Genomic DNA, 20,042 nt, shown 5'->3' with positions numbered 1-20,042 from the left:
CCGCGTACACGGCCATGGAAATACGCCTCTCGGGCTGGACGTCGGCACGGGCCGGCTGATCTGGCTCGGCCCGCTGGGGCCTACCCGAACTGACCGGTGCCACAGCTGGGAATTCGATTCATGCGGAAGAACGACCCAGGGCGTGGGACGATGCCGTGGAGGTGGATCTGGAGGTGGATCTGGCGATCCGCACCGGCCTGCGTGGCATACGCGGCGAGGTCTTCCTGCATCGCATCACTGTGGCAGGGGCACCGATTCATGCGCTCAGGTCGCAAAACCCGAACAAAACTTGCGAGTTTTGCGATACTCGTAACCTGAAGCCGTCATCCGCCTCGGTTAACGCCGGATCACGATAATTCCAGCCAGTGCGATGAGAACGATACCGAGCATGGAAGCCGTATCCAGACGTTCCGAGAACAGCACGACGCCCCATAGCACTGCGAAGGCCAGATAGGAAAAGTCCCAGGTCGAGATGATCGAGGATGGTCCCAACTGATAGGCGATGGCCGTGCCGACGCTGCCGATCAGCATGGTCATGCTCAAAAGCCCGATCAGCGCCCATTGGGTCCAGCCCATTGGAATCCACGCGTCCATGAACAGGCTTTGTCCGCCCTCGCTCCCTGCGATCACGGCCGCCAGGCTCGCGCCGCCCGCGAGAACGATCGCTATCAGGTTGAAGATCAGCGCCAAAATGAAGGGGTTTTCGCCACGGCTCTTGGTGCGCGTCAGCACCATCGCCAGAGCGTAGAGAATCGCGGAAACCAGCGGCATCACGGCATGGATGCCAAGATCGCCGGCCTGCGGCTTCAGCATGAGCAGCACACCGATGAAGCCGAGGGCGACTCCGACCCAACCTTGCGCCCCGACAGGTTCCCTGATCCAGAAGGCCGCAAAAAGGGTAATGAACAGCGGGATCGTGTAATAGACCGCCGCCGCCATCGAGAAATCGAGGCGCGGTAGCGAAGCGTAATAGATCAGCAGGCTCGACAGAAGCAGGCTGCTTCGCACGATGGCCCAGCCAGGATGGGCTGGGCGCAACGACACCTGCGGAAAGCGCCATTTCAGGATCGAGATCAACAAGGGCAGCGTGACGCAGGACCGCAGGAAAATGAACTGCGACAGCGGCATCTCCGAGATCGTGACCTTGATGATCGCATCCGCGATGGAAAGCGTCAGGTCAGTGAAAACCATCGTCGCAACGGCGATGCCCACCCTGTCCGCTTTGGGGGCCGTCTGACTGATCGACATTTTCGCGTTCCTTCTTCGGGCGCCCAGGCTAGCGAGCCGAGAACGTTCCAACAATTCTGATTATACGGAAATCTTGTCCGTGTTATTGTACAATGAGCGACGACATGAGAAGGGGTGCGGACTTTGGACAGCGTCGACGACATGATCCTTTTGGCCGAAGTCGCCGAGACGGGCAGCTTTACCCGCGCCGGGGAGCGCATTGGGATGCCCAAATCTACCGTCAGCCAGCGCATCGCCCAGCTAGAGGCCCGTGTGGGACTGCGCCTCCTCAATCGTTCCACCCGGCACGTAAGCCTTACCGGCAGCGGCCAAGTTTATCTCGAATACTGCCACCGCGTCCGCGCAGAGGTTTCGGCCGCGAACATGGCGATGACGAATCTCAAGGAACAACCGCTCGGGACGCTGAAGATCACCTGCCCAGAGGTAACAGCCACCTATTTCATGCCGACCTTCCTCCACGGATTTACCACGCAGTTTGCCCGGATCGCCATCGATCTGATCGCCACAAACCGGCATCTCGACATCATCCGCGAGCGGATTGATTTCGCTTTTCGCGTCGGCACGACCACAGGTCAGGACCTGATCGTGCGGCGTGTCTCTTCGATCAAACGGGTTCTCGTCGCCGCGCCAGCCTATCTGGCGGCTGGCAGTCCTCTTCGGGAACCGACCGATCTCCTGCATCGCCGCTGCCTGGTGCATGATGCGCAGCCCCAATGGGTGTTCTCGTCAGACGACACACCGATCGTCCTACAACCGCCGCCGGCCGCTATCTCGGATTCCATGGGGTTCCTGCTGCAATCCTGCATCGCGGGCAATGGGGTGGCACTCCTTCCCGCTTATGTGTGCCAGCCGTCCGTCGCGGTCGGCCGGCTTGTGGAACTGCTCCCGGGCTGGGAAATTCCACCCTATGAAATGACGCTGATCTTTCCCAACCTGAAGAACCAGTCCAAGGCGCAGGCCGCATTCCGCGACTATGTGAATACCTTCGACTTTTCAGCCTTTGCTATTGGGCGATAGCCGGAACTTGCCGCCTCTGACGGCTTGCTTGTCGTGCAAACGGACTATCTGTCGCAAAAATCTTAAAGTTTGCTACATCACAGGTCTTCGCGACAAAAAGCCATCGGTTTGAAAAATGGTCAATCCTGTGATTATCGTGCCGTATGACTCAGCATGGCCCGATGTTTTTCCTCAGATCAGAGATGAGATCGCGCTCACATCTAGGGAGAACGGCGCTTGAGATTGAGCATATCGGAAGCACTTCGGTCGCCGGTTTAGCCGCAAAGCCCATAATCGACATGGATGTGGTGATTCCAACCGAAGCCGACCTTTCTTTTGCGATCAGTAAGCTCTCGAAAATTGGATATACATATGAGGGTGAGAGGGGAATTGATGGGCGTCACGCCTTTACTCAGCCGAGCAGGTTGCCGGCGCATCACCTCTACGTATGTGCAGCGGCAAATCCAGAACTCGGGCGGCATATAGCTTTTCGCGACTACCTGCGCGCCAATCCCGACGTGGCGAAAACATATGGGCTTCTCAAGAAGCGCCTTGCCGACAGGTTCGGCTCTGGTCGAGAAGGCTACAGCAACGCCAAAACGGCATTTATCGCCGAAGCACTGTCAAAGCGGTCGCGGAACTCCTGACTTTCCGGCCCGGACTACGGGTGGTGCGCTTCGCTTGCGGCAAATCGCGAATCTCGATGCCGAGCACTTCCAGAAATTCCAATATGATCGATTCGACTGCCTCGACAGAGATACCGAACTTGTCGGGCCTCTCGCGAAGCCAAGGGCTGCCCCCAGCACGGCGACCGGAGAGATAATCCGCTTTTGCGCGGCCGGCGAGCGCGTCGGAAACCCGCTGTGCTTCGGTGCTCGTCGGACCGGAGCGCGATGTGGCGCAGGCATCGACAAAGAAGGTCGGGCGGAGTCGAAGCTCCGCCCGGTGGCAGTTAGCCAAGGGCTGCCATCTGGAGATCGGCCGCCTGCCGGTTGACGGTCTGGCCGGGGTTCTCGGTCTGACGTTCATAAGGCTTCCAGCTTTCGCCAACGACGTGCTCGTAGGCGGCCACGGCGCCCTCGGCCGCCATGCGCAGGGCATGCGCCTGAAGGCCCATTTCGGCGGCGAATTCGCGCTTGCGCTGAGCCTTGCTGTCGAAGCCGGCCGGACCGTCAATGTCCTCGTCGCGGGTGTCGTTGGCGAGCTTGGCCGTGGCATCCTTCGCCTCCGTGACGGCCTTCGAGTAGAACTGGCCTGCTCCATAGGCGGAGCCGACATAAGAGCCGACGATCCTCTGCAGGTGGATCTGCATCGCCTTGTCGGAAAGGCCCTCGGAGAGTGTGTCTGCACCATCGAACAGGCTGCGCTCGTGGAATTCACGGATGCCATCACCGTCGAGGACGGGGAGGCCAAAACTTTCCGAGATGAGGGCGGCCTGGTTGCCATCCGGGCAGCAGAGCCGGACCATTTCGAGGGTGGTCCCCTTACGGAGCTGGACGACGCGGGCCTTGGTCTTGGTGGAGCGGGTTGAACTGGACATTGAGCTTTCCTTTCTAGCGATGCCCTTCAGGTGTTCCGGCCTTTGCCGGTCTTCCCTGCGGGTGCGGTCAAAAGGAACCGGCGGAAGCTGTGCTTCAGGGTCCGGAGCCTGCCAGGCGAGCGAGGTTGGCTTGCGGACAAGCGGGGCCAGTTCTTCACTGGCCCTGCGCGGGACGCGGGCCAGCCTTGCCGAGATCGGCGGGTTCCGGCCGCTCCGCGGCGCGATAGCGGCCTTGAAGCGGACAGCCGCCGGTTCAGACCGCAGCAAACCCGCCGGGAAGACCGGCAAGGGATGAATTCGGACATCGGCATGCGAGAGGAATGCAGTGTTCAATTCCCGCCGCGACACGATCCGCCTGCCCGCCAGGCTGCGCGGGGACGATAGTGGTTTGAACTTCGGCTCCTGCCGGTATATGTGACGTGCGCTGGTCCACCGATGCGGATCGATGGCCTGTACCCACGTCGGACTGACAGCGTACTGTATTCAATCCCGAGGCGAGGCAGCAATGACAGGTCAGAACGACGACTACGTCTAGGACGACGTGACCGGGGAATGGCGACCGGCGTCGGAGATGGCTGCCGTTGCAGCTTCTGCCGGGAAAATTGAAGTGCGCGATGCCGCCGGCAATGTGCTCGCCGACGGCGACGCCGTCGTCCTCGTCAAGGATCTCAAGGTCAAGGGTGCCGGCCAGACCCTGAAGCAGGGGACAGTGATCAAGTCGATCCGGCTCACCGACAATCCCGAAGAAATCGATTGTCCGCATGATGCGATCAAGGGGCTGGTGTTGCGAACGGAGTTCGTCCGCAAGCGCTGACCAAGCTGCGGTATCAGGCGCGCATCAGGTCCGTTGGCAGTCTGGCACGCAGCATCTCGGTTGCAGCATCCTGCCTTGCCAGCTTGCGGGAGAGAGCGGCGATCTCGTGCTGCCTGATCGCTGCGAGGTTCGATCGATACCGATCCAGAAGGCTATTGCATCGCCAGATTTTCGGCGTCGGTGGCCGATACGCTGGGGCTTGAGCTGCGGAATAATCGCCGTCATCTGCCTTATGATCTGCCGGTCGATCATTTCGAGCTGGCGCTGTGTTTGGCGCCGTGCCTCCTCCATGCGAAAGAGCTGTGCGCGGCGATCGGGGACAGACACTATGCATTCCTTCCCTGCCAATCCATGAAGCTCGATGGCCCGCCATAGACACGGTGGCGCGCAACATCGATGACGAATCCAAAGCGGCCGACATGGTATTCGTCGGTCGCAACGAGAAAGCGACGTTCCTCCGTGCCCGGTCCGCGCTTGCCGCCAGGGGTCGCGATAACCTCGGTGAAACCGGCCTGGTGCTCGGAACGGATCGCCGACACCAAGACTCAGTCATCGGTATGCTTCTCGAACAACGCCCGCTCGTCCTTTTTCGCAGTTTGGCCGGGTTCGAGCACCCTCTCGCGGATCGCCTCCCACGCGTCCGGGTACCAGTCGCGGATCGTCGTTTCCGCACAAGCCTTCTCGAAGTCCGTGAAGAGCTCGGGGAAAGCCTGGGCGACGGACGCCCAATGGCAGTCCTCTTCATACCAGCCGCCATCGGCACGGAGCATAGGCTGGACTTTGCGATTTCGCTCCGCCGACAGATGGAACCCGCCATGGCCTGCGGTCGAGTGAGCCACGACGCCCTCGGCATAGGCGGTCGCTCCCTGCGACGTTCCCCATGGCGTGTGGGCGCGGGAGTGGATTTCGCGACGTCCGAGAGCCGCGCGCTGCTGCTGGTGGAGGGCGCTCTCCTTGACATGCGCGCGAAACGCCGCCTCGTCGGCAAGCTCACCGGCATGACCGTAGAAATCGCTGCGCGTCCATTCGGCCATGGGCCGACGGATACGCCAGCCCGTGACAAGATAGTGCCGGCCATCGCGGGCTGGAGCCATGGCGAAGCCGTGCTCACCGACAAGGGCAACGCAAAGCCCATCGGCGCTTCGGCCAAAAGTAACTCCCGGAAAACCGGAGGTTTCGACGACATGGGTTTCAGAAGTTCGCGCAGTCATGCTGCCCTCCCCTTTACAGTATCCGCCGCTACGGTGTCGGGCGTGACTTGCTGCAACACGGCGTTCGGATAGCCGTGGCGGGTAAGCCATTCCTCGGCGGCCGTGCGATTGGCGGCAAGATGCACAAGCTCCGCATCGTGGCCGGCGCGGTTGAGAACGAGAACCGTGCCGATGGCGGGCCGCTCCTTGACCGAAAACTTCAGGTCGCTGTTCACCGAAAAACTCTGGTGAACACGCAGGACGATGGTGCCCTGACTGCCATAATCGCCCTTGTGCAGGGTGATCGAGGCAGGCAGCGTGGTATTGCCGACGCGGGCTTCGGCCTGCTTGCGGATCAGACGGCCGCCGCAGTTGCGGTTCTCCCAGGCGGCGAGCTTCTTGCGATGCCGCTCTGGCGGGCGTGGTGATCCATCGGAATAATTCACGATGGAACCGAGTGGAACGAGGTCATAGATCAATTGAGCCGACATGATGGTCTCCGTGTTGCTCATGGTGGAAACAGAACCGCCGCCGGTGAGGTCACCGGCGGCGGGAATGCGAACGGAAGGAAGAAGGCGCGCGCTGTTATTCGGCGGCCTCGCGGAAGCCTTCAGCGTCATCGTCGCCGACATGGTCATGCGCAGGATCGACGATCGCATCGCCGTCGAGCTCGTCCTGGTCCTGCGGCGTGCCGTCGTCCTCGGGCTGTTGCCTGGCCTCAATCATCTTCAGCCAGGAGGTCAGCTTTTCCGGAGTGGGCGCAAACAGCGCCGAGGGGTGGACGAAGCGGCCTTGCTTGAAATGCTCGACCAGGGCCGCGCGGGTGTCCTTGATCTTCTGACGGGGCAGGACGGACGTATCCGCGCAGGCGGCTTCCAATGCCTGCCGCGACAGGCATGACAGGAAGTCCTCCGTCCCCATGTTGGCCAGGAAGTTGTCGGCGGCGATGACGTCGCCAGCGACACGGGCGACAACGCCGCTGTCCGAGCGATTTTCCCTGCACGACAGAACGTCGATCAGCAAGGAGCGCACGGCAGTGCGCAGCGTGTCCATGTCGAACGCGAGCTTGCCCTCCCGGTCGAACAGGCGCGCGGCATGTTCGCCGAGTCGTGCCGCCCCGTAATAGGAGATGTCGCGGGCACCGGATGCCACTGTGACATTCTGGCCGGCGAAGGCGAGAACGAGCAGCGCCATCAGCGTGTCGTCCTCGATCGGTGCGCGCGACAGCGCCTCGTGCAGCGCATCGGTACGCAGATCGCCGATCATCTTCATGCCTTTGCGCGTGACGTCTGGACGCGGCTTTGCCGTAACGACGATATAATCGCCATCGGCCTCAACATCAGCGCCATTCTTGCCGTTGGGCTTGTTCGCCGCCGGCATGCGGTACCCGACCGACTGCACCTTGCCGTCGCGGTCAAGATACATGGCGGTGTGATCGGATTTCGACGGCTTGCCGTACACACGCTCGGCCTTGGCAGGCAGCTTCGGCTCGCCCCACTGATCGGCCTCCACGATCGCCCCCCGCTTGGGCACAGCGTTTGCCATCCACTCCTGCTGCGCGCCAAGAAAGGCCTCGACATCCGTGGTATAGCGGCTGTCCTCGTCGGCCGGAGCGAACAGGTCCTCGACCCAGGCAATGCCGTAGGCCTGAGCGAGATCGTCACCGAAGCTGGCGTCGCGCGCGTACATGCGACGCTTCGTAAGGCCCTGCGCCACGCTCCACCACGACACCTGGGGATCGGTCTTGGAGGGCTTGTGCTTCTTCCAGACCTCCTTCTGTTCATCAAGCGAAGCCGAGGCGATGGTGCGCAACTGCTGCTCGTTGGGCATGTCGCCCTTGGCCATCTGGTCCAACATGGCCGGCAGAACGTTGGCGAGCAGGCGCAGCTTCCTGATCTGGCGGACGGGAAGCGCTAAAGCGACGGCGATCGCTTCCTCGGTCCCGCCGAGCGCGACCAGCCGCTCAATTGCGCGCCATTGGTCGACGGGATTCAGCTGCTCATGCGCCAGCGTCTCGGCCAGCGACCGCATTGCACCACCATGCTTGGCCCTTTCGATCACCAGCACGGCGATCTCTTCGAGACCGGCCGCGATCGCCTGTTTCACCCGGCGATGGCCGGCATCGATGACGTAGCCATTGCCGCCATCCGTCTCCAGCGCGACGACAGGCGGCTGCACGATGCCGACGGCACGGATCGTAGCCAGCAGCAGCGCGTCGGCCTGCGGACTCGACTTCGAGCGTCGCGCCTTGTCAGGGTTATCCTTCAGCGCGCGCGGATCGACAAACTTCAGTTCCATGGAGATGCTCCTTCAAGGGGTTTTCGGACGCCGCTAATCGCTGCGTCCTTCCTCGTCTTCTTCCTGAAGACACTCCCCGGCCCGCGGAGCGGGCGGGCTGGTGCACCCGCGGCCGAGCATCCCTGCCCGGCTGGCCGAGCGGGGCTCTTGGGCCCTGCGCAGGACGACGCGGTCGGGATCGCGAGCGGCGCGGTTGAGGGCCAGCGTCAGCGGCCCGCCCGATCTGCGAGCGGGCTTTATTCTTTCTTCGTTTTCCTTCTTCCTCCCTCCGACGTAGATCTAGAACCGAACCATCCGAGACGGACGCCGCTACGACTTGTGTCGCGGTTTCCGCACTGTGTTGACCAGATATCGGCGCGCCTCCTGCATCGCTTGCACCCGAGCCACCCTGAACCTTTCAGCCAGCGCGTGGACTATCTTCTGGGAAGCGACGATCTGCGGCCGATGGTGCGCGGCATGAATCAGACTCTGCCGCTGCGACGCGACAACGACCGCATGGCCATCGGGACGTCCCGGTAGCAATCCCCCGCAGATAGCGGCGCTCGACCGAAGTGTTTGGTTCAAGCGGTTCGTTACCTGCAAATCAAAGAAGACCGGAGTACGGCATTCGAGCCAGCTGCTCGGAAACACTCCGCCGGGAACGGCGTCGTATATACTCCGTGCAAGGGCGAGCGACGCAGTGAAGGATGGCCTTCCGAAAAGCGCGACAAATCCCGCTTCAGCCGCGTTCCGTCCACGTCCAGATCATGTTGCCGTAGAAGCTTTCGCGAGTGGCACATTCTTCAGGGCGCTGATGCGAATGCTGGAACTCGAGGGCGAGGCCGTGATCCGTCCTCACATCCGCTATATGCCGCTGGCCTCTGGCATCGTGCTGGATGACTTCCTGCCAGGCGGGCGGGAACTGTGCTTTCCAGTTCCGATGCCAAGGCGTTTCTGGCTCCCACCAGGGATCGCAGGTCCGTACGCCACGATGCGCCCCATGTCGGATGCGACGGTCGCAGCATTTCGGTGTCATGGGCTGTTCGCAGCCAGGGCAAGCGCCAGGCAGACCGCGTTCTGCTTCACGCCATTCATTGTTGACCAATGCGTTCCGCATGGATTCTCCACATCGATTCAGGCAACTGCCAAGAAGGCTGCTGCCCGATTGTTCTTGTCGCATTGAAGTCACTGTGCAGCGCTGCCAACATATGCTGGTGCTGTTTCTTCTTATCTTCGGCCTTACGGATTCCCGATCGCCGGCTATCGGGATGACTCGATCGAATATCTGGCGCCATCCTTTGCTCAGACACTTTCAAACTGCCGAACCCCTGCCGCCGGTCAATGCCTGACGCAATGACCGGCAGCCGGTGTCGAGCCTGCTATGCGGCTGAACGCTGATCCTGGCCATCAATCGACGTCGCAAGATCGGTTTCGATCCCCGCAAGCTGCCGGCGCTTCTCAGCCAGTTCACCAGAGAATCCGAACTCGCCGCCCTGACGCGAGCGATAGGAGGTGAGCCTGAGCTCGGCATCCTCAAGACGCTGGCGGTATTGTACCTGCTCGCTCTCGAAGCCGGCCAAGGCATGCTCGAGCCGGGCGATGGCGCCAAGCGGCGCGGTCGTGACAGGGAGCTCGATTTCATGATCGGCGCTGGTGCGCATCAGCATGGTGGCATAGCGGTAGCCGTCCTTGCCGAAACGCTCGCCGGAATATCCGATATCGAACCCACCGATGGAGGCGATGGTGGTTTCACCTTCTTGCCTGTGCTGCACGAGGGTCAGGATTTCCTTCATCAGCGCACGGCCGGCGAGTTTGCGCTCCGTGAACGCGTCGCCTCTGACCACCATGCTGAACCCATCGCCGGTCGTCGGCACGAGGCGCTCGAAATCCTTGCCGACCTCGCCGATGCGCCGGGTCGAGTATTCGATATCGCGCTGGGCATCGCGGATCTGCCGTCGAACGGCGTGCTCATCATCAATGTGGGCCGCGCGCAGGCGCTCCAGACGGGCAATGTCCGCCTCCAGACCCGCCTTCTGCATCAGACGCGGATCGCCCGAGGCGATCGCCTTGGCCATCGTTAACTGGTTGGCCTGCCCCTCACCCATATCCTCCAACCGCCGAATGGACGTGTCTCCGGAGAGGGCTGCCGCGATGAACCGGGCCTTGCGCTCGTTGTTCTGCCACATCTGGGCGTCCATCGATCCTTCCGTGGCGTAGGCGAAGATATCGATGAAATCGTGCTGGTTGCCCTGCCGCAGGATGCGACCTTCACGCTGCTCGATCTGGGAAGGAAGCCACGGCACGTCGAGATGATGCAGCGCCTTGAGGCGGAGCTGCGCGTTGACGCCGGTGCCCATCGTATCGGAAGAGCCGATCAGGAACCGGATTTTTCCTGCGCGCACATCACCGAACAGGCGCTGCTTGGCCTCCGACTTCTTGGAGTCCTGCATGAAGGCAATTTCGGATGCCGGAACGCCCCTGCGGATCAGTTCATCCCTGATCCAACGATAAGCTGAGAAGCCTCTGGCTTGCTCCACGCTGATCGTACCGAGATCGGAGAAGATCATCTGCGCTGCGCCCGGGAGCTCGAACGGCTTGCCGTCGGCGCGGACATAGCTGCTTTGCGCTGTTTCTTGCCAGATACGGAAGGCATTACCGATCAGGTCGTTGAGCTTGTTGTCCGGCTCATTGTCATTGTCCGGATCGACCAGGCGCAGGTCGATAGCAGCGTGCCGGCCATCGGTGATAACCGAGAGAAGGATGTCGTCACCAGGTTCTGCCGGACGGTCGCGTTCCTCGATGGCCCTGATGCGGGCGTCGAGCACCAGCTGGTAGCGCTTGAAGGCCGCGGACGGCTTGGCGGTGATGATCTGACGCGCGCCGGTCGAAAGCGCCGGCACCTTCACATATTCCCGAAGGTCTTGCGGCATCACCACATCCGCGAAGGAGCGGAACATTGCGATCAGCTCCGGCACGTTGATGAAGGTGGCGAAGCGCGTCACCGGCTTGTATTTTCCGGATGGCTGCAATTCGAGTTCAGTCGTGACGTCGCCAAAGGTCGAAGCCCAGGCGTCGAATTCGTGCAGGCCGCGCTGAAGCAGCGCCTCGTAACCGAGATAGCGCTGCACCGAGAACATCTCGCCAAGCGTGTTGGTGATCGGTGTGCCCGAGGCCAGCACGAGCGACCGGCCCGGATTCTTCGTCTCCACGAACCGGGATTTGACATAAAGGTCCCAGGCCCGCTGCGAGCCGTTCGGATCGACGCCCTTGAGCGTGGACATGTTGGTGGCGAAGCTGAGCTTCCTGAACTCCTGGGCTTCATCGACGATGATCTGGTCGACGCCGATCTCGGAGATGGTGAGCAGGGCATCCTTGCGGGTCGCGAGCGCCTCCAGCCGTTCCCTGAGCCCCTCCTTCAGCCGCTCGAGACGCTTGCGCGAGACGCGGTCGTCGCTCTCGACCTTGGTCAGCAGCGTCTCGTAAAGTTCCAGTTCTTGCCTGATCATCTGTTGCTCGAATGCCGACGGCACGCCGATGAAGCGGAAGGCGCTGTGGGTGATGATGATCGCATCCCAGGTGGCGGTGGCCGCACGCGACAGGAAGCGATGTCGCTTGGCTAAAGAAAAATTCGTCTCGTCGGCCACCAGGATTCGCGCGGTCGGATAGAGCGCCAGAAATTCGCGGGCCGCCTGCGCAAGGCAATGGCCGGGGACCACCAACATGGCCTTCGCGATCAGGCCAAGCCGGTGCTGCTCCATGACGGCCGCGGCAATCGTCATGGTCTTGCCGGCGCCGACGGCATGGGCGAGGTAGGTCGAGCCGGCCGACACGATGCGCCAGATGCCGCGCTTCTGGTGCCCATACAGAGAAAAGGCGCCTGAGGGGCCTGGAAGCTGCAGGTGATCCCCGTTGAATTTTCGGGGCGCGATGTTGTTGAAGCGGTCATTATAAATCCGCGCCAGCCGGTCGGTCCGGTCGGGATCGGACCAGATCCAGTTCTGGAAAGCGGTCTTGATCTTCTGCAGCTTTTCCTTGGCGGCTTCCGTATCCACAACATTGAGCGCGCGCTTTTCGGCATGGCCCTCCTTCAACGTATCGAAGATCTGCGGCACCCGGCTGTTCAGCGCGTCGGCTAGGAGCTCGCCGGCATGACGGCGGTCGGTGCCCCATTCGGACGTGCCGGCCGCCATCCATCCCAATTGACGCGCCTCTACCGTCCACGATGCCAGCTCCGGCATATGATCGATCCTGATCTCGGCGCCAATGGTCTCCTTGACGAAGGCGGCAACATCGGCGGCAGGGATCCATGGTGCGCCAAGACGCGCGGTAATGTCGGAAGGCCGAAGATCGGCCGGCTGAACCTCGACCAGGGCACGGACATTGCGCTCGAAGACGGGGTCGAGTGCGGCAGCGGCTTTTGCAGCCTTGAGCTTGTCGCGGACCTGGCCGGAGAGATAGGCGTCGGCCGTTTGCCAGGAACCGGTCTCGGGATCACGGTAGATGGCGTCGCCGAGTTCGGCGATGACTGCTTCGGCATCGGCGTGCAGCAGCTCGGCGATGTGATCGACGTCGACATGGCCGCGTTCGTTGAGCACGACGACAAGCGCATCGGCAGCACTTGTGATGATCGGTGCTGCGGGCGGCGCGATGACGCGCTCGGTGAAAATCGGGCCCGGCCGGGCGGTATTGGTTTCGAGATCATAGTCCTCGATGGAGGCGACCAGCCAGCAATCGGGATCGTCAAGGAAGGGCTGCAGGTTCGGCCGGCGATGCACTTCGCGGACCTCGCCGGTCTCGGCGTCCTCGCTGGTGGAAACGACGGTCGTGTTGATGGGGCCGAAGGCGCGCACAAAATTCGACCAGGCGATGCGCAGGCTGACTTGGGCCGGCTTCCAGGGCCGGTCGAACTCCTGGGCCTTCAGGACTTCACGTACGGCATCACGGATGGGGATCAACTTACGGATCATACGCGCGTGCTTTTCCGGCACGCCTTCGCTCGCCCGGCCTTTGCGTATGGTGATGGTGACAGCGGCGCCATCGATCATCTGCGCGAGGGCGGTATTTTTCGCGACGAAGAAACTGCCCTCGCGCACGCCGGCGCCTTCCGGCAGGGCATCGACGACATTGACACTGTCCTCGGCGTTATGACCAATCTCGTCCGGATCACCGTCATAAATGGCTTCCGGAAGCAGGTAGATCGCTGCGGTGAGCGCCCGCTCCAGATCGACGCCGCGATGGGGCAGGCAGGAATAGGCCTCGCCGTAAGGCCCCGGGATGGTGGCATGCGTGCCGAGCACGAAATCCGGGTGGCGCGCGAACCAGCGGTTCACGCGGATGGCGCCCTCATCGGGCGTCGCGGCCCGAATTTCTTCGGTGTCGAGCCATGACAGGTCGCCCTCTGGCTCGCCGATCTTGCGCTTGCGGAAGAACAGGATGTCGACCACGACATCCGTGCCGGCGTCGGCCCGGAAACTGCCCTCTGGCAGGCGGATCGCGGCAATCAGGTCGGCGGTCTTCGCGATATGCTCGCGCGCAGTGCTGTCGGCCTTATCAAAAGTGCCGCAGCTGGTGACGAAGGCGGCAAGAGCCCCCGGCTTCAGCAGATCGACGGAGCGCGCGAGACTGAGCCCCGACGAAAGCGCGGTATTGCCAAAGAGGTCGAATGTGAAGGGGTCGTTATGAGCCATGGAAAATCTCCTTGGATTTGAGGGCGAGCACGATCGCGCGGACGGCGTTGGCGTCCGAGTGAAACGGCTGGCAGGTTTGCTGGGGTTAGCGGGCGATCAGCGAGAGCGAGACTTCGGTCTCGGTGAGCTGCACGTTGAGATGCGTGCAGCGAAGGTTGCGATCGAACAGCGGGATCAGTTGCTCGGCGTCGATGAATTCGATGCCGTCGTCACCACCGAAATGGCGCTGCTTGTAGTGAAACCAGTCGGGGTTACCGATCGGGTGGCACTCTTCGGAATAGAGGACGAGCGGGCGCTCGCCGTGTGCGAGTTTTCCGTTCGACAATAGATAGACACCTTGGTCTCCGACCAGCCAGAGGCCGGGGATCTCGCCCTCGCCGGGCTTGAGGCCATAATAGGGATTGCGGAAACCGCCGTTTTTGGCGGCATCGGTTTTTCCGCGCTCGATGACCTTGCGAACTGCGAGAATGGGAAAAGTGAACATCGCATTCCCCTCACGCGGCAACGGCCAGGGGGAGGTGGCGCAGATGCACCGGCAGCTTCGCCGCGATCTCATCATCGGTGAGCTCGTCGAGCAGCTTCAGCATGGCGCCCTGCCGCCCGCCATAACAGAGTACCGTGCGCTTGCCTCGATGCTGCGGCAGCCAGCGGTCGCCGGCATAGCCACCGTACTCGTCGTGCGTGGCGCTCCAGATATGCTCCAGCCGCTCTTCGCGCGTCATAGCCTTCACCGGCCAGGTCTCGCGCTCGACGATGGCATCGCGCATTTCGGCAGGCGATCGCGCCACATTCAGATCGCAATAGGCATGGAAATAACGCGTTCTGCCGTCGATGCGCAGCGTGTAGAAGACGCTGGTGATGCTGTCGGTAAGGAACTCGCGCAGCGCGAACATCTCGCCGCGCATCCAGAGCGGTGGCAGGATCTCCAGCATGTAGTCGTGCTCGACGGGGCCGACTTCAAACCACTCGCCGCTATAAAGAACTCCGGCATCGACATGCTCCCGGATCGGGCGCTGCGCATGGCGGTCGAACAAACGGCACATCTGCCGGCGGTCGGCAATGCCCTGGTAGACTTTACGGGTGGGAAAAAAGGGGTTCATCGGCGGGCTCCTTCAGTCTCGTCGGGCCTGAGCGCGCAGCATCCTCGTGGATGCCCATCATCTTCAGCCCTTCATGACCCCTCTCCTGCGGCCGCCTCACCGTCCGGGCGGGTCAAGGGCCGGCGCAGCCGGGCGAAGCTTCACCCTTGCACGCGACCGGCGGGCATGCGGCAGCCGGGTTTCCTTTTCTTTTCTCGCTTCTTGCCTCCCCAATTTGGCGGTGCGAAACCGGCTGTCATGCCGCGTGGCGCATCCTTTCAAGCTAGCATGGCCATGGCAAAGCGCGGGCTGATCTTCAATTCTGCGCTGCGGTTGAGTGATCGGCGCCGTCAGGCGGATGCCGCGTCCTGCAGCATCGCGTTCCAGTCTTGGGCGCGCGGCTTCAGCCGCTCAAAGTCACAGGCGAGCTCGCCGGCAAGCTCACGCAGCCTCGACACGAATGCCTCGCCCTGCGGGTTGGCGTCGGTGGCCGCTACAAGCCGCGTGTTCGGCCTTCCTCCCAACAGGCGAAGAGCCGTGTCCGTCGTCGGCGACCAACCGCCGCAGGTGCTGGCATACAGCGTGTCGCGCCGGATCCGTTCGATCGCGGCCAGGCTCATGGCGTCGATCGCCGCTTCGGTGACGCAGATGCGGGTGGCTTCCACCGTCCCGAACCGGAACAACACCTTGCCGCCTCCGGCCGCAAAACCACGCCATTGCGGGCCGCGCTCCTCCCAGCCAGTGACGAGACCGGCCGCGTCGCTGTGGGCGGCCCACAGGCTGCCGCGCGGGCCTTCCCTCAGAATGTTCTGAGCGATCCCGGTCCGGATGACCTGTTCGGGAATGTGCCGTTCATCGCGCAGATAGCGCCAGGTCGCCGACCCGCGCCACGGCTTGCGTCGCGCCTCCCATCGCTTCGGAATGGGCTGGACGGGTTCGGTCTCCCGTGACTGCCGTTTCCATTCGGGCTCGCTCAGCACAAATCGCACAAGCGACGCTACCTGCACGAGCGCTTCCAGGAAATCGCCGCCGTCCAGATGCTGCACCAGCGAATAGACATCACCCTTTGCATCCGACAACGGGTCGAACCATCCCTTGCCGTCATGGATGACGATGATGATATCGTCGCCGCGACGGTATTTGACCGCTTTGCGAGTGCTTTCCTTGAGGTCGACCGTGAAGCCGCCGGTCTCCAGCACCGCCGCACACCCGACCCGGCCGCGCAGCTCTTCTATACCCGTCTTTCCATTCTTCTCTCCCGGCAGCCTTCCGGCCGTCCCTTTCTCCAAGTCAATTTCTTCCACACAATTCGCGGAACACTCCGCGACCGCCGCGAAGAGCAAAGGGCGCAAGGGCGCGGCTTCCGCCGCGGCGCAGCCTCCCTTGCGGCCTGCCGCTCGCAAGCGGCACGCCGTGGCAGAGGGCCGGTTCAATGAACCGGCCGACCTCCTGTGTATGGGCAGTATTCGGCGATCGCGTCGACTTCGTCGCCGTCGAGGTCGTCGGCAGGAAGAACGCCCTATTCGTTGTCATCGACCTTGAACAGGATGACCGGCGTCATCAATGCGAGCGAGATTCCAGGCGTGGCTCTGAGCGAGACTGAGTTCGTGCGACATTTGTTTGGCTCCTTGGTCGCGGAGACCATTCCCCGCTCGACAGGCGCCCGTCGGGTCCAGCCGGGACCGCGATCATCGCGATGGCGAAGCCATGGGCGACGGCACGCTTTGCGTAGTCCGACCCCGCAGCGGGTTGATCGGCAAGATCCGGGCTGGAACAAGGGAATTAAGCCGACAGAGCGGGAAATGGGCTCTGCACAGGAGCCAGCTCACTTGGCACGAAACCTCGCGGATTCATGCCTGCGGCACTTGCGGCTGACTTATGCCGGCTTCGTCAAGGTCTGGGCGAAAAAATCGTTCTTCTTGTACCGACGATGCAGCCACGATAGCGGCGTCCGCCGCGCCACGCATCTGACATCGGACCAGTATCGGCAGAAGTGGAACCTGCCTCCGACTATCCGATGATGGCGCCGAACAATTCGACGTCGCGCTCGTCCTGGCGAAGACGATGGAGCTTGGTCGAAAAACCAGCCGCTTTCGAAGCTGCGCCGCCTCCTGCGGCCAACCGGAAGATCGGGTTGAAGTTCAGCTGAAAGCACGCCAAAGGGTGAAGGCAGGCAGCATTCAGAGACCCGCCGGATCGATTGACCAGTTCGCGACCTCGCGATCGATCACACGCCACTGTTCGGCCAGATCAGCGATGTCCGCCTGTTGTACAACCGGCTGATCGAGGCCTTGGAACTGGTCTCCGATATATGTTGTAAGGCCCGTGCCGCCTTCATTTGCAAACCAGACCCCGGTCAGGTCGGCAACTTCCTTCAGCTGCTTAAGGGTCTTTTGCGCATCGCGTACGTCAAAATCGTCGAGCAGCTTGTTAAGGCGGCTCTCCTTGTTGCCGGCATGGCTACGTGTGTGCTGACATGCACCGCGATTGCATCCAGGGCTGCTAGGCGGGCCTCGATCCGGGTGAAGATCGCAGGATCGACGAGATCATCGGGACTACGTGCCAAGTGGGATACACCGCTTAGGGTATCGAAATGACGGTGCGCGGCTTCGCTCTTCATGAGTTCAGGATCGCCCCAGATGACCCCTCCCTTCGCCGCGGTGAGTTTCTCATGCTGTTCCCGGCGTAGTCGATCGAGATCGTAGTGAGCATCCAGCACCTTCTCGACGTAGATCCTCCGGGTGAGCCATTCGCGGCTTGTCTCCACGTCCTTTACGACAGAGCGGATCGAATACACGCCCTTTGGGCCGTTGAGGGGCGCTTTGTCCAGAAGCCGTCTTGTGCCTAGAAGCAGGCTCGACCAGTAACCCTCTGATATAAGGTTGAACAGCATTTGGTTGAGTGGCGACGCGCCTCGCGCCTTTCGTTTGCGAGCCGCACGATCCTTACCGTCGTCCGGAAAGCAGCGTAGTTCCAGAGGAGATCCTGAATGGTTTTGTGGATGCCGGTCGTGTCGTCGCGAAATGCTTCACGCCAGCGAGATATGCGTTCGATCTGCTGTGCCGATCTCTGCATCGATTGACCTCGATCATGTCAATAAACTTCGCAGCATGTACTCTGATTTGGCGCAATGACGTGCAGGTTTTCGCGTATTTCACCATGCAATCAGGCGAGCTGCCGTTGCCGACGCGCGGCGGTGGGATAGAAGATGGCGATTATCAGGGGTGTTGGACCAATCCCCCTGATCACGACCGTCGATGATGGCGCGCTTTGAAAGCGGCGCTCCAGCTATAACGATAACTTCGGGCCTCGTCTCAAGTAAGCTTGCATGATACCCAAAAATGAAACACCAGGTGAGGACTGGCCTGACCTGGTGCACATAAATCGGTGTCGACGGCGCTTGGCAAGCCAGTGGGGCCAGTTCGACTGCTTGGGGGAGTTATCTTCGTTTCATGGCGGAAAGTCAAGTTCCTTATCTGTACTCGCAACCCACGATGCAGGCGATCAGGGCCTCCATCTCTGAGCCACGGTTTGCCACCTACCTATCCAAGGGCGGCAACCACGAAGAGTATGCGTTGGCGCTGTATCTTTACAACGCCCGCGTCGCGAAGGCGTTCCTGTATCCTATCAACGTGGCGGAAGTCACGCTTCGCAATGCCGTCGATGAGATCCTCGTCAGTAAGTTTCAGCAGAACTGGCATCAGAATGCCGCCTTCCGGGATCATACTTTGACGCCGGAGGGTCTATGGACTCTAGACAAGGCCATTCAACGGGCGGGACAGAACGCTTCCCGAGATCAGATTGTCGCAACGCTTACATTCGATTTCTGGTCGAATCTCTTTCGATCTGAGTATGGCGCACTCTGGCGCACGACCGTCAACTTGGCCTTCCCCCATCTGCAGCATGGGGAAAGCCGGCAGGATATCCAGAACCTCGTAAGGCCAATCAACACGTTCCGGAATCGAGTTGCTCATCACGAGCCAATTCTGGACATGAACATCACGGATATCTATGCAAAGATCGTTCGACTGACCGAGTTGCGCTGCAAAGAGACCGCAGAGTGGATGAGGCATCACTCCACGCTGAGCGCGGTCGTCAGAACCCGACCGCGCCGGGACGGTACTGCGGCAAATAATCTCGCTGCGAAGCTCGACAAAGCGTTCTTGAGCGTAACTCCCGACACCGCCTTGAACGATGTGATCGGGCTTGTCGATGAGAAGCATCAGGCGATCGTATGTGTGGATAAGGCTGGCAGGCCAACAGGTGCCTTCACGTCCGTTGATGTGACACGTTATATTGCTACCCGGGCGAAGGAACTCGACGGGTTAATTGCGCTTACCGAACACAAGGTTTCTCATCTCATCGAAAGCATCGACATCGGCGCGCGTTGGGCCTCCATGGATGAAGCTGCACCGGTAGGGTTGGCGGTGAAGGAGCTGCAGAAGCCGCGTATCCAGGTCCTTGTAGGCATCGATGTGGAGTCTGGAAAGGCGACCGGAGTAATACTGCGCGCCCATCGTCGGTACTGATCAAGTTAGGGAAATGCCGGATTTCAGCGAGCGATGCGATGATTATTGCCGCGGTATGCTGCGAATGTTTTTGGCCCGAATGGCTGTCGCTGCCTCAGCCGCAAGCTTCGCCATGAAACGTCGCGTGAACTGGCCTACCGGAACGGTGGACTCCAAAAGCCCATGAGGCGTCCACGATGGCCCAGGCCGCGTATAGAGTTTCACCCTCTTCGCCTCAGGCTCCGGGATCTCGACGCCGGTCAGGTCCCGGAGCGTTACTCATCGTGAAAAAGCAGAGGCCGCGTGCGGCCGTTCTTGCCTGCGACGATTACCATCACGCAAGTCGGCCGAGGCTTTCGGCCACTCTCTTCACCGCGATCGAATTCTCGCGCCCACAGGTAGGAATAGAAAATGACCTGGTCGTGTTCAGGCTCGGTCATTCTCCGCTATCCATCAAGGTGACGGCCGTCTAGGCCAGCGAGAATTTCATCGCGCTCGGCTCCCTTGAGATCTTCGACACGATACGCTCAATTTGCGCTTCGTCCCGACAATCGATCGAACTACTCGGCGGTTAGGAGCACAAATTTGCGCTTGCCGCGCTTTGTGATCTCGACAGGCCCTCGGTATGCCGCCTCGACCACCTCGCCGGATTTGTTGCCGAGGTCGGTTAGCGTAAAGCTGGTCATCCTGGTCTCCATCTTCA

16 protein-coding genes and 2 pseudogenes are annotated in these 20,042 nt (G+C 61.4%); 6 read left to right on the top strand and 12 right to left on the bottom strand.

Annotated elements, in window-relative coordinates; all coding sequences use genetic code 11:
• Positions 1-336: 336 nt before the first annotated feature.
• Positions 337-1,248 (bottom strand): DMT family transporter, encoded by a 912-nt coding sequence (locus NKH78_RS24435; RefSeq protein ID WP_352884495.1) that lies wholly within the window; start codon positions 1,246-1,248, stop codon positions 337-339.
• A 123-nt stretch (positions 1,249-1,371) separates the two neighbouring features.
• On the opposite strand from NKH78_RS24435, the gene NKH78_RS24430 reads away from it, so the two are divergent.
• Both NKH78_RS24430 and NKH78_RS24425 read left to right on the top strand, forming a co-directional pair.
• Positions 1,372-2,265 carry a LysR family transcriptional regulator gene (locus NKH78_RS24430; protein ID WP_352884494.1) on the top strand — a complete coding sequence of 298 codons (894 nt, stop codon included), beginning with the start codon at positions 1,372-1,374 and terminating at the stop codon, positions 2,263-2,265.
• 143 nt (positions 2,266-2,408) lie between these two features.
• Positions 2,409-2,891 carry a GrpB family protein gene (locus NKH78_RS24425; RefSeq protein ID WP_352884493.1) on the top strand — a complete coding sequence of 161 codons (483 nt, stop codon included), beginning with the start codon at positions 2,409-2,411 and terminating at the stop codon, positions 2,889-2,891.
• Between the two features lie 305 nt (positions 2,892-3,196).
• Here NKH78_RS24425 and NKH78_RS24420 read toward each other — a convergent pair whose 3' ends face one another.
• Positions 3,197-3,784, bottom strand: a complete 588-nt coding sequence (locus tag NKH78_RS24420) for a BAR domain-containing protein (RefSeq protein ID WP_352884508.1) — start codon at positions 3,782-3,784, stop codon at positions 3,197-3,199.
• A gap of 571 nt (positions 3,785-4,355) precedes the next feature.
• Here NKH78_RS24420 and NKH78_RS24415 point away from each other — a divergent pair.
• On the top strand, positions 4,356-4,598 hold the full coding sequence (locus NKH78_RS24415; protein ID WP_352884492.1) for an alkylphosphonate utilization protein: 243 nt from the start codon (positions 4,356-4,358) through the stop codon (positions 4,596-4,598).
• A 13-nt stretch (positions 4,599-4,611) separates the two neighbouring features.
• Here the strand turns inward: NKH78_RS24415 and NKH78_RS24410 are convergent.
• From NKH78_RS24410 to NKH78_RS24395, 4 genes and pseudogenes are all read right to left on the bottom strand, one after another.
• A pseudogene (locus NKH78_RS24410) lies at positions 4,612-4,925 on the bottom strand (hypothetical protein).
• Positions 4,925-5,809, bottom strand: a pseudogene (locus NKH78_RS24405) (DUF7007 domain-containing protein). Before NKH78_RS24405 ends, NKH78_RS24410 begins: the two co-directional pseudogenes overlap by 1 nt.
• A complete protein-coding gene (locus NKH78_RS24400; protein WP_352884490.1) occupies positions 5,806-6,279 on the bottom strand; it encodes a UCP036055 family protein in 474 nt (157 codons plus the stop codon). Before NKH78_RS24400 ends, NKH78_RS24405 begins: the two are co-directional and overlap by 4 nt.
• Positions 6,280-6,373: 94 nt before the next feature.
• Entirely contained in the window at positions 6,374-8,086 is a 1,713-nt protein-coding gene (locus NKH78_RS24395) for a ParB N-terminal domain-containing protein (protein WP_352884489.1), read from the bottom strand.
• 799 nt (positions 8,087-8,885) lie between these two features.
• Here NKH78_RS24395 and NKH78_RS24390 point away from each other — a divergent pair.
• Positions 8,886-9,248 carry a hypothetical protein gene (locus NKH78_RS24390; RefSeq protein WP_352884488.1) on the top strand — a complete coding sequence of 121 codons (363 nt, stop codon included), beginning with the start codon at positions 8,886-8,888 and terminating at the stop codon, positions 9,246-9,248.
• A gap of 196 nt (positions 9,249-9,444) precedes the next feature.
• On the opposite strand, the gene NKH78_RS24385 is transcribed toward NKH78_RS24390, so the two are convergent.
• The 5 genes from NKH78_RS24385 to NKH78_RS24365 form a co-directional block, all read right to left on the bottom strand.
• Positions 9,445-13,752 carry a helicase-like domain-containing protein gene (locus NKH78_RS24385; RefSeq protein ID WP_352884486.1) on the bottom strand — a complete coding sequence of 1,436 codons (4,308 nt, stop codon included), beginning with the start codon at positions 13,750-13,752 and terminating at the stop codon, positions 9,445-9,447.
• Between the two features lie 85 nt (positions 13,753-13,837).
• Positions 13,838-14,236, bottom strand: coding sequence for a DUF3085 domain-containing protein (locus NKH78_RS24380; protein WP_352884484.1), 399 nt, complete (start codon positions 14,234-14,236; stop codon positions 13,838-13,840).
• A gap of 10 nt (positions 14,237-14,246) precedes the next feature.
• Positions 14,247-14,852, bottom strand: a complete 606-nt coding sequence (locus NKH78_RS24375) for a DUF1419 domain-containing protein (RefSeq protein WP_352884483.1) — start codon at positions 14,850-14,852, stop codon at positions 14,247-14,249.
• A gap of 329 nt (positions 14,853-15,181) precedes the next feature.
• On the bottom strand, positions 15,182-16,030 hold the full coding sequence (locus tag NKH78_RS24370) for a DUF3991 and toprim domain-containing protein (RefSeq protein WP_502899838.1): 849 nt from the start codon (positions 16,028-16,030) through the stop codon (positions 15,182-15,184).
• Between the two features lie 1,175 nt (positions 16,031-17,205).
• Positions 17,206-17,724: an AbiU2 domain-containing protein gene (locus tag NKH78_RS24365; RefSeq protein ID WP_352884482.1), complete on the bottom strand. Its 519-nt coding sequence runs from the start codon at positions 17,722-17,724 to the stop codon at positions 17,206-17,208.
• Positions 17,725-17,732: 8 nt separating this feature from the next.
• Between NKH78_RS24365 and NKH78_RS24360 the strand changes: the two genes are divergently transcribed.
• Both NKH78_RS24360 and NKH78_RS24355 read left to right on the top strand, forming a co-directional pair.
• A complete protein-coding gene (locus NKH78_RS24360; RefSeq protein ID WP_352884481.1) occupies positions 17,733-18,092 on the top strand; it encodes a hypothetical protein in 360 nt (119 codons plus the stop codon).
• Positions 18,093-18,283: 191 nt separating this feature from the next.
• Complete coding sequence (locus NKH78_RS24355) at positions 18,284-19,360, top strand: hypothetical protein (RefSeq protein WP_352884480.1); 1,077 nt, start codon at positions 18,284-18,286, stop codon at positions 19,358-19,360.
• A gap of 539 nt (positions 19,361-19,899) precedes the next feature.
• On the opposite strand, the gene NKH78_RS24350 is transcribed toward NKH78_RS24355, so the two are convergent.
• A complete protein-coding gene (locus tag NKH78_RS24350; RefSeq protein WP_352779269.1) occupies positions 19,900-20,025 on the bottom strand; it encodes a type II toxin-antitoxin system prevent-host-death family antitoxin in 126 nt (41 codons plus the stop codon).
• Positions 20,026-20,042: the final 17 nt, after the last annotated feature.

This window comes from Mesorhizobium sp. M0910, from assembly GCF_040319465.1.
GTDB lineage: Bacteria > Pseudomonadota > Alphaproteobacteria > Rhizobiales > Rhizobiaceae > Mesorhizobium.
The sequence above is the reverse complement of the archived record's forward strand: the minus strand, read 5'-3'. Positions and strand labels throughout refer to the sequence as shown.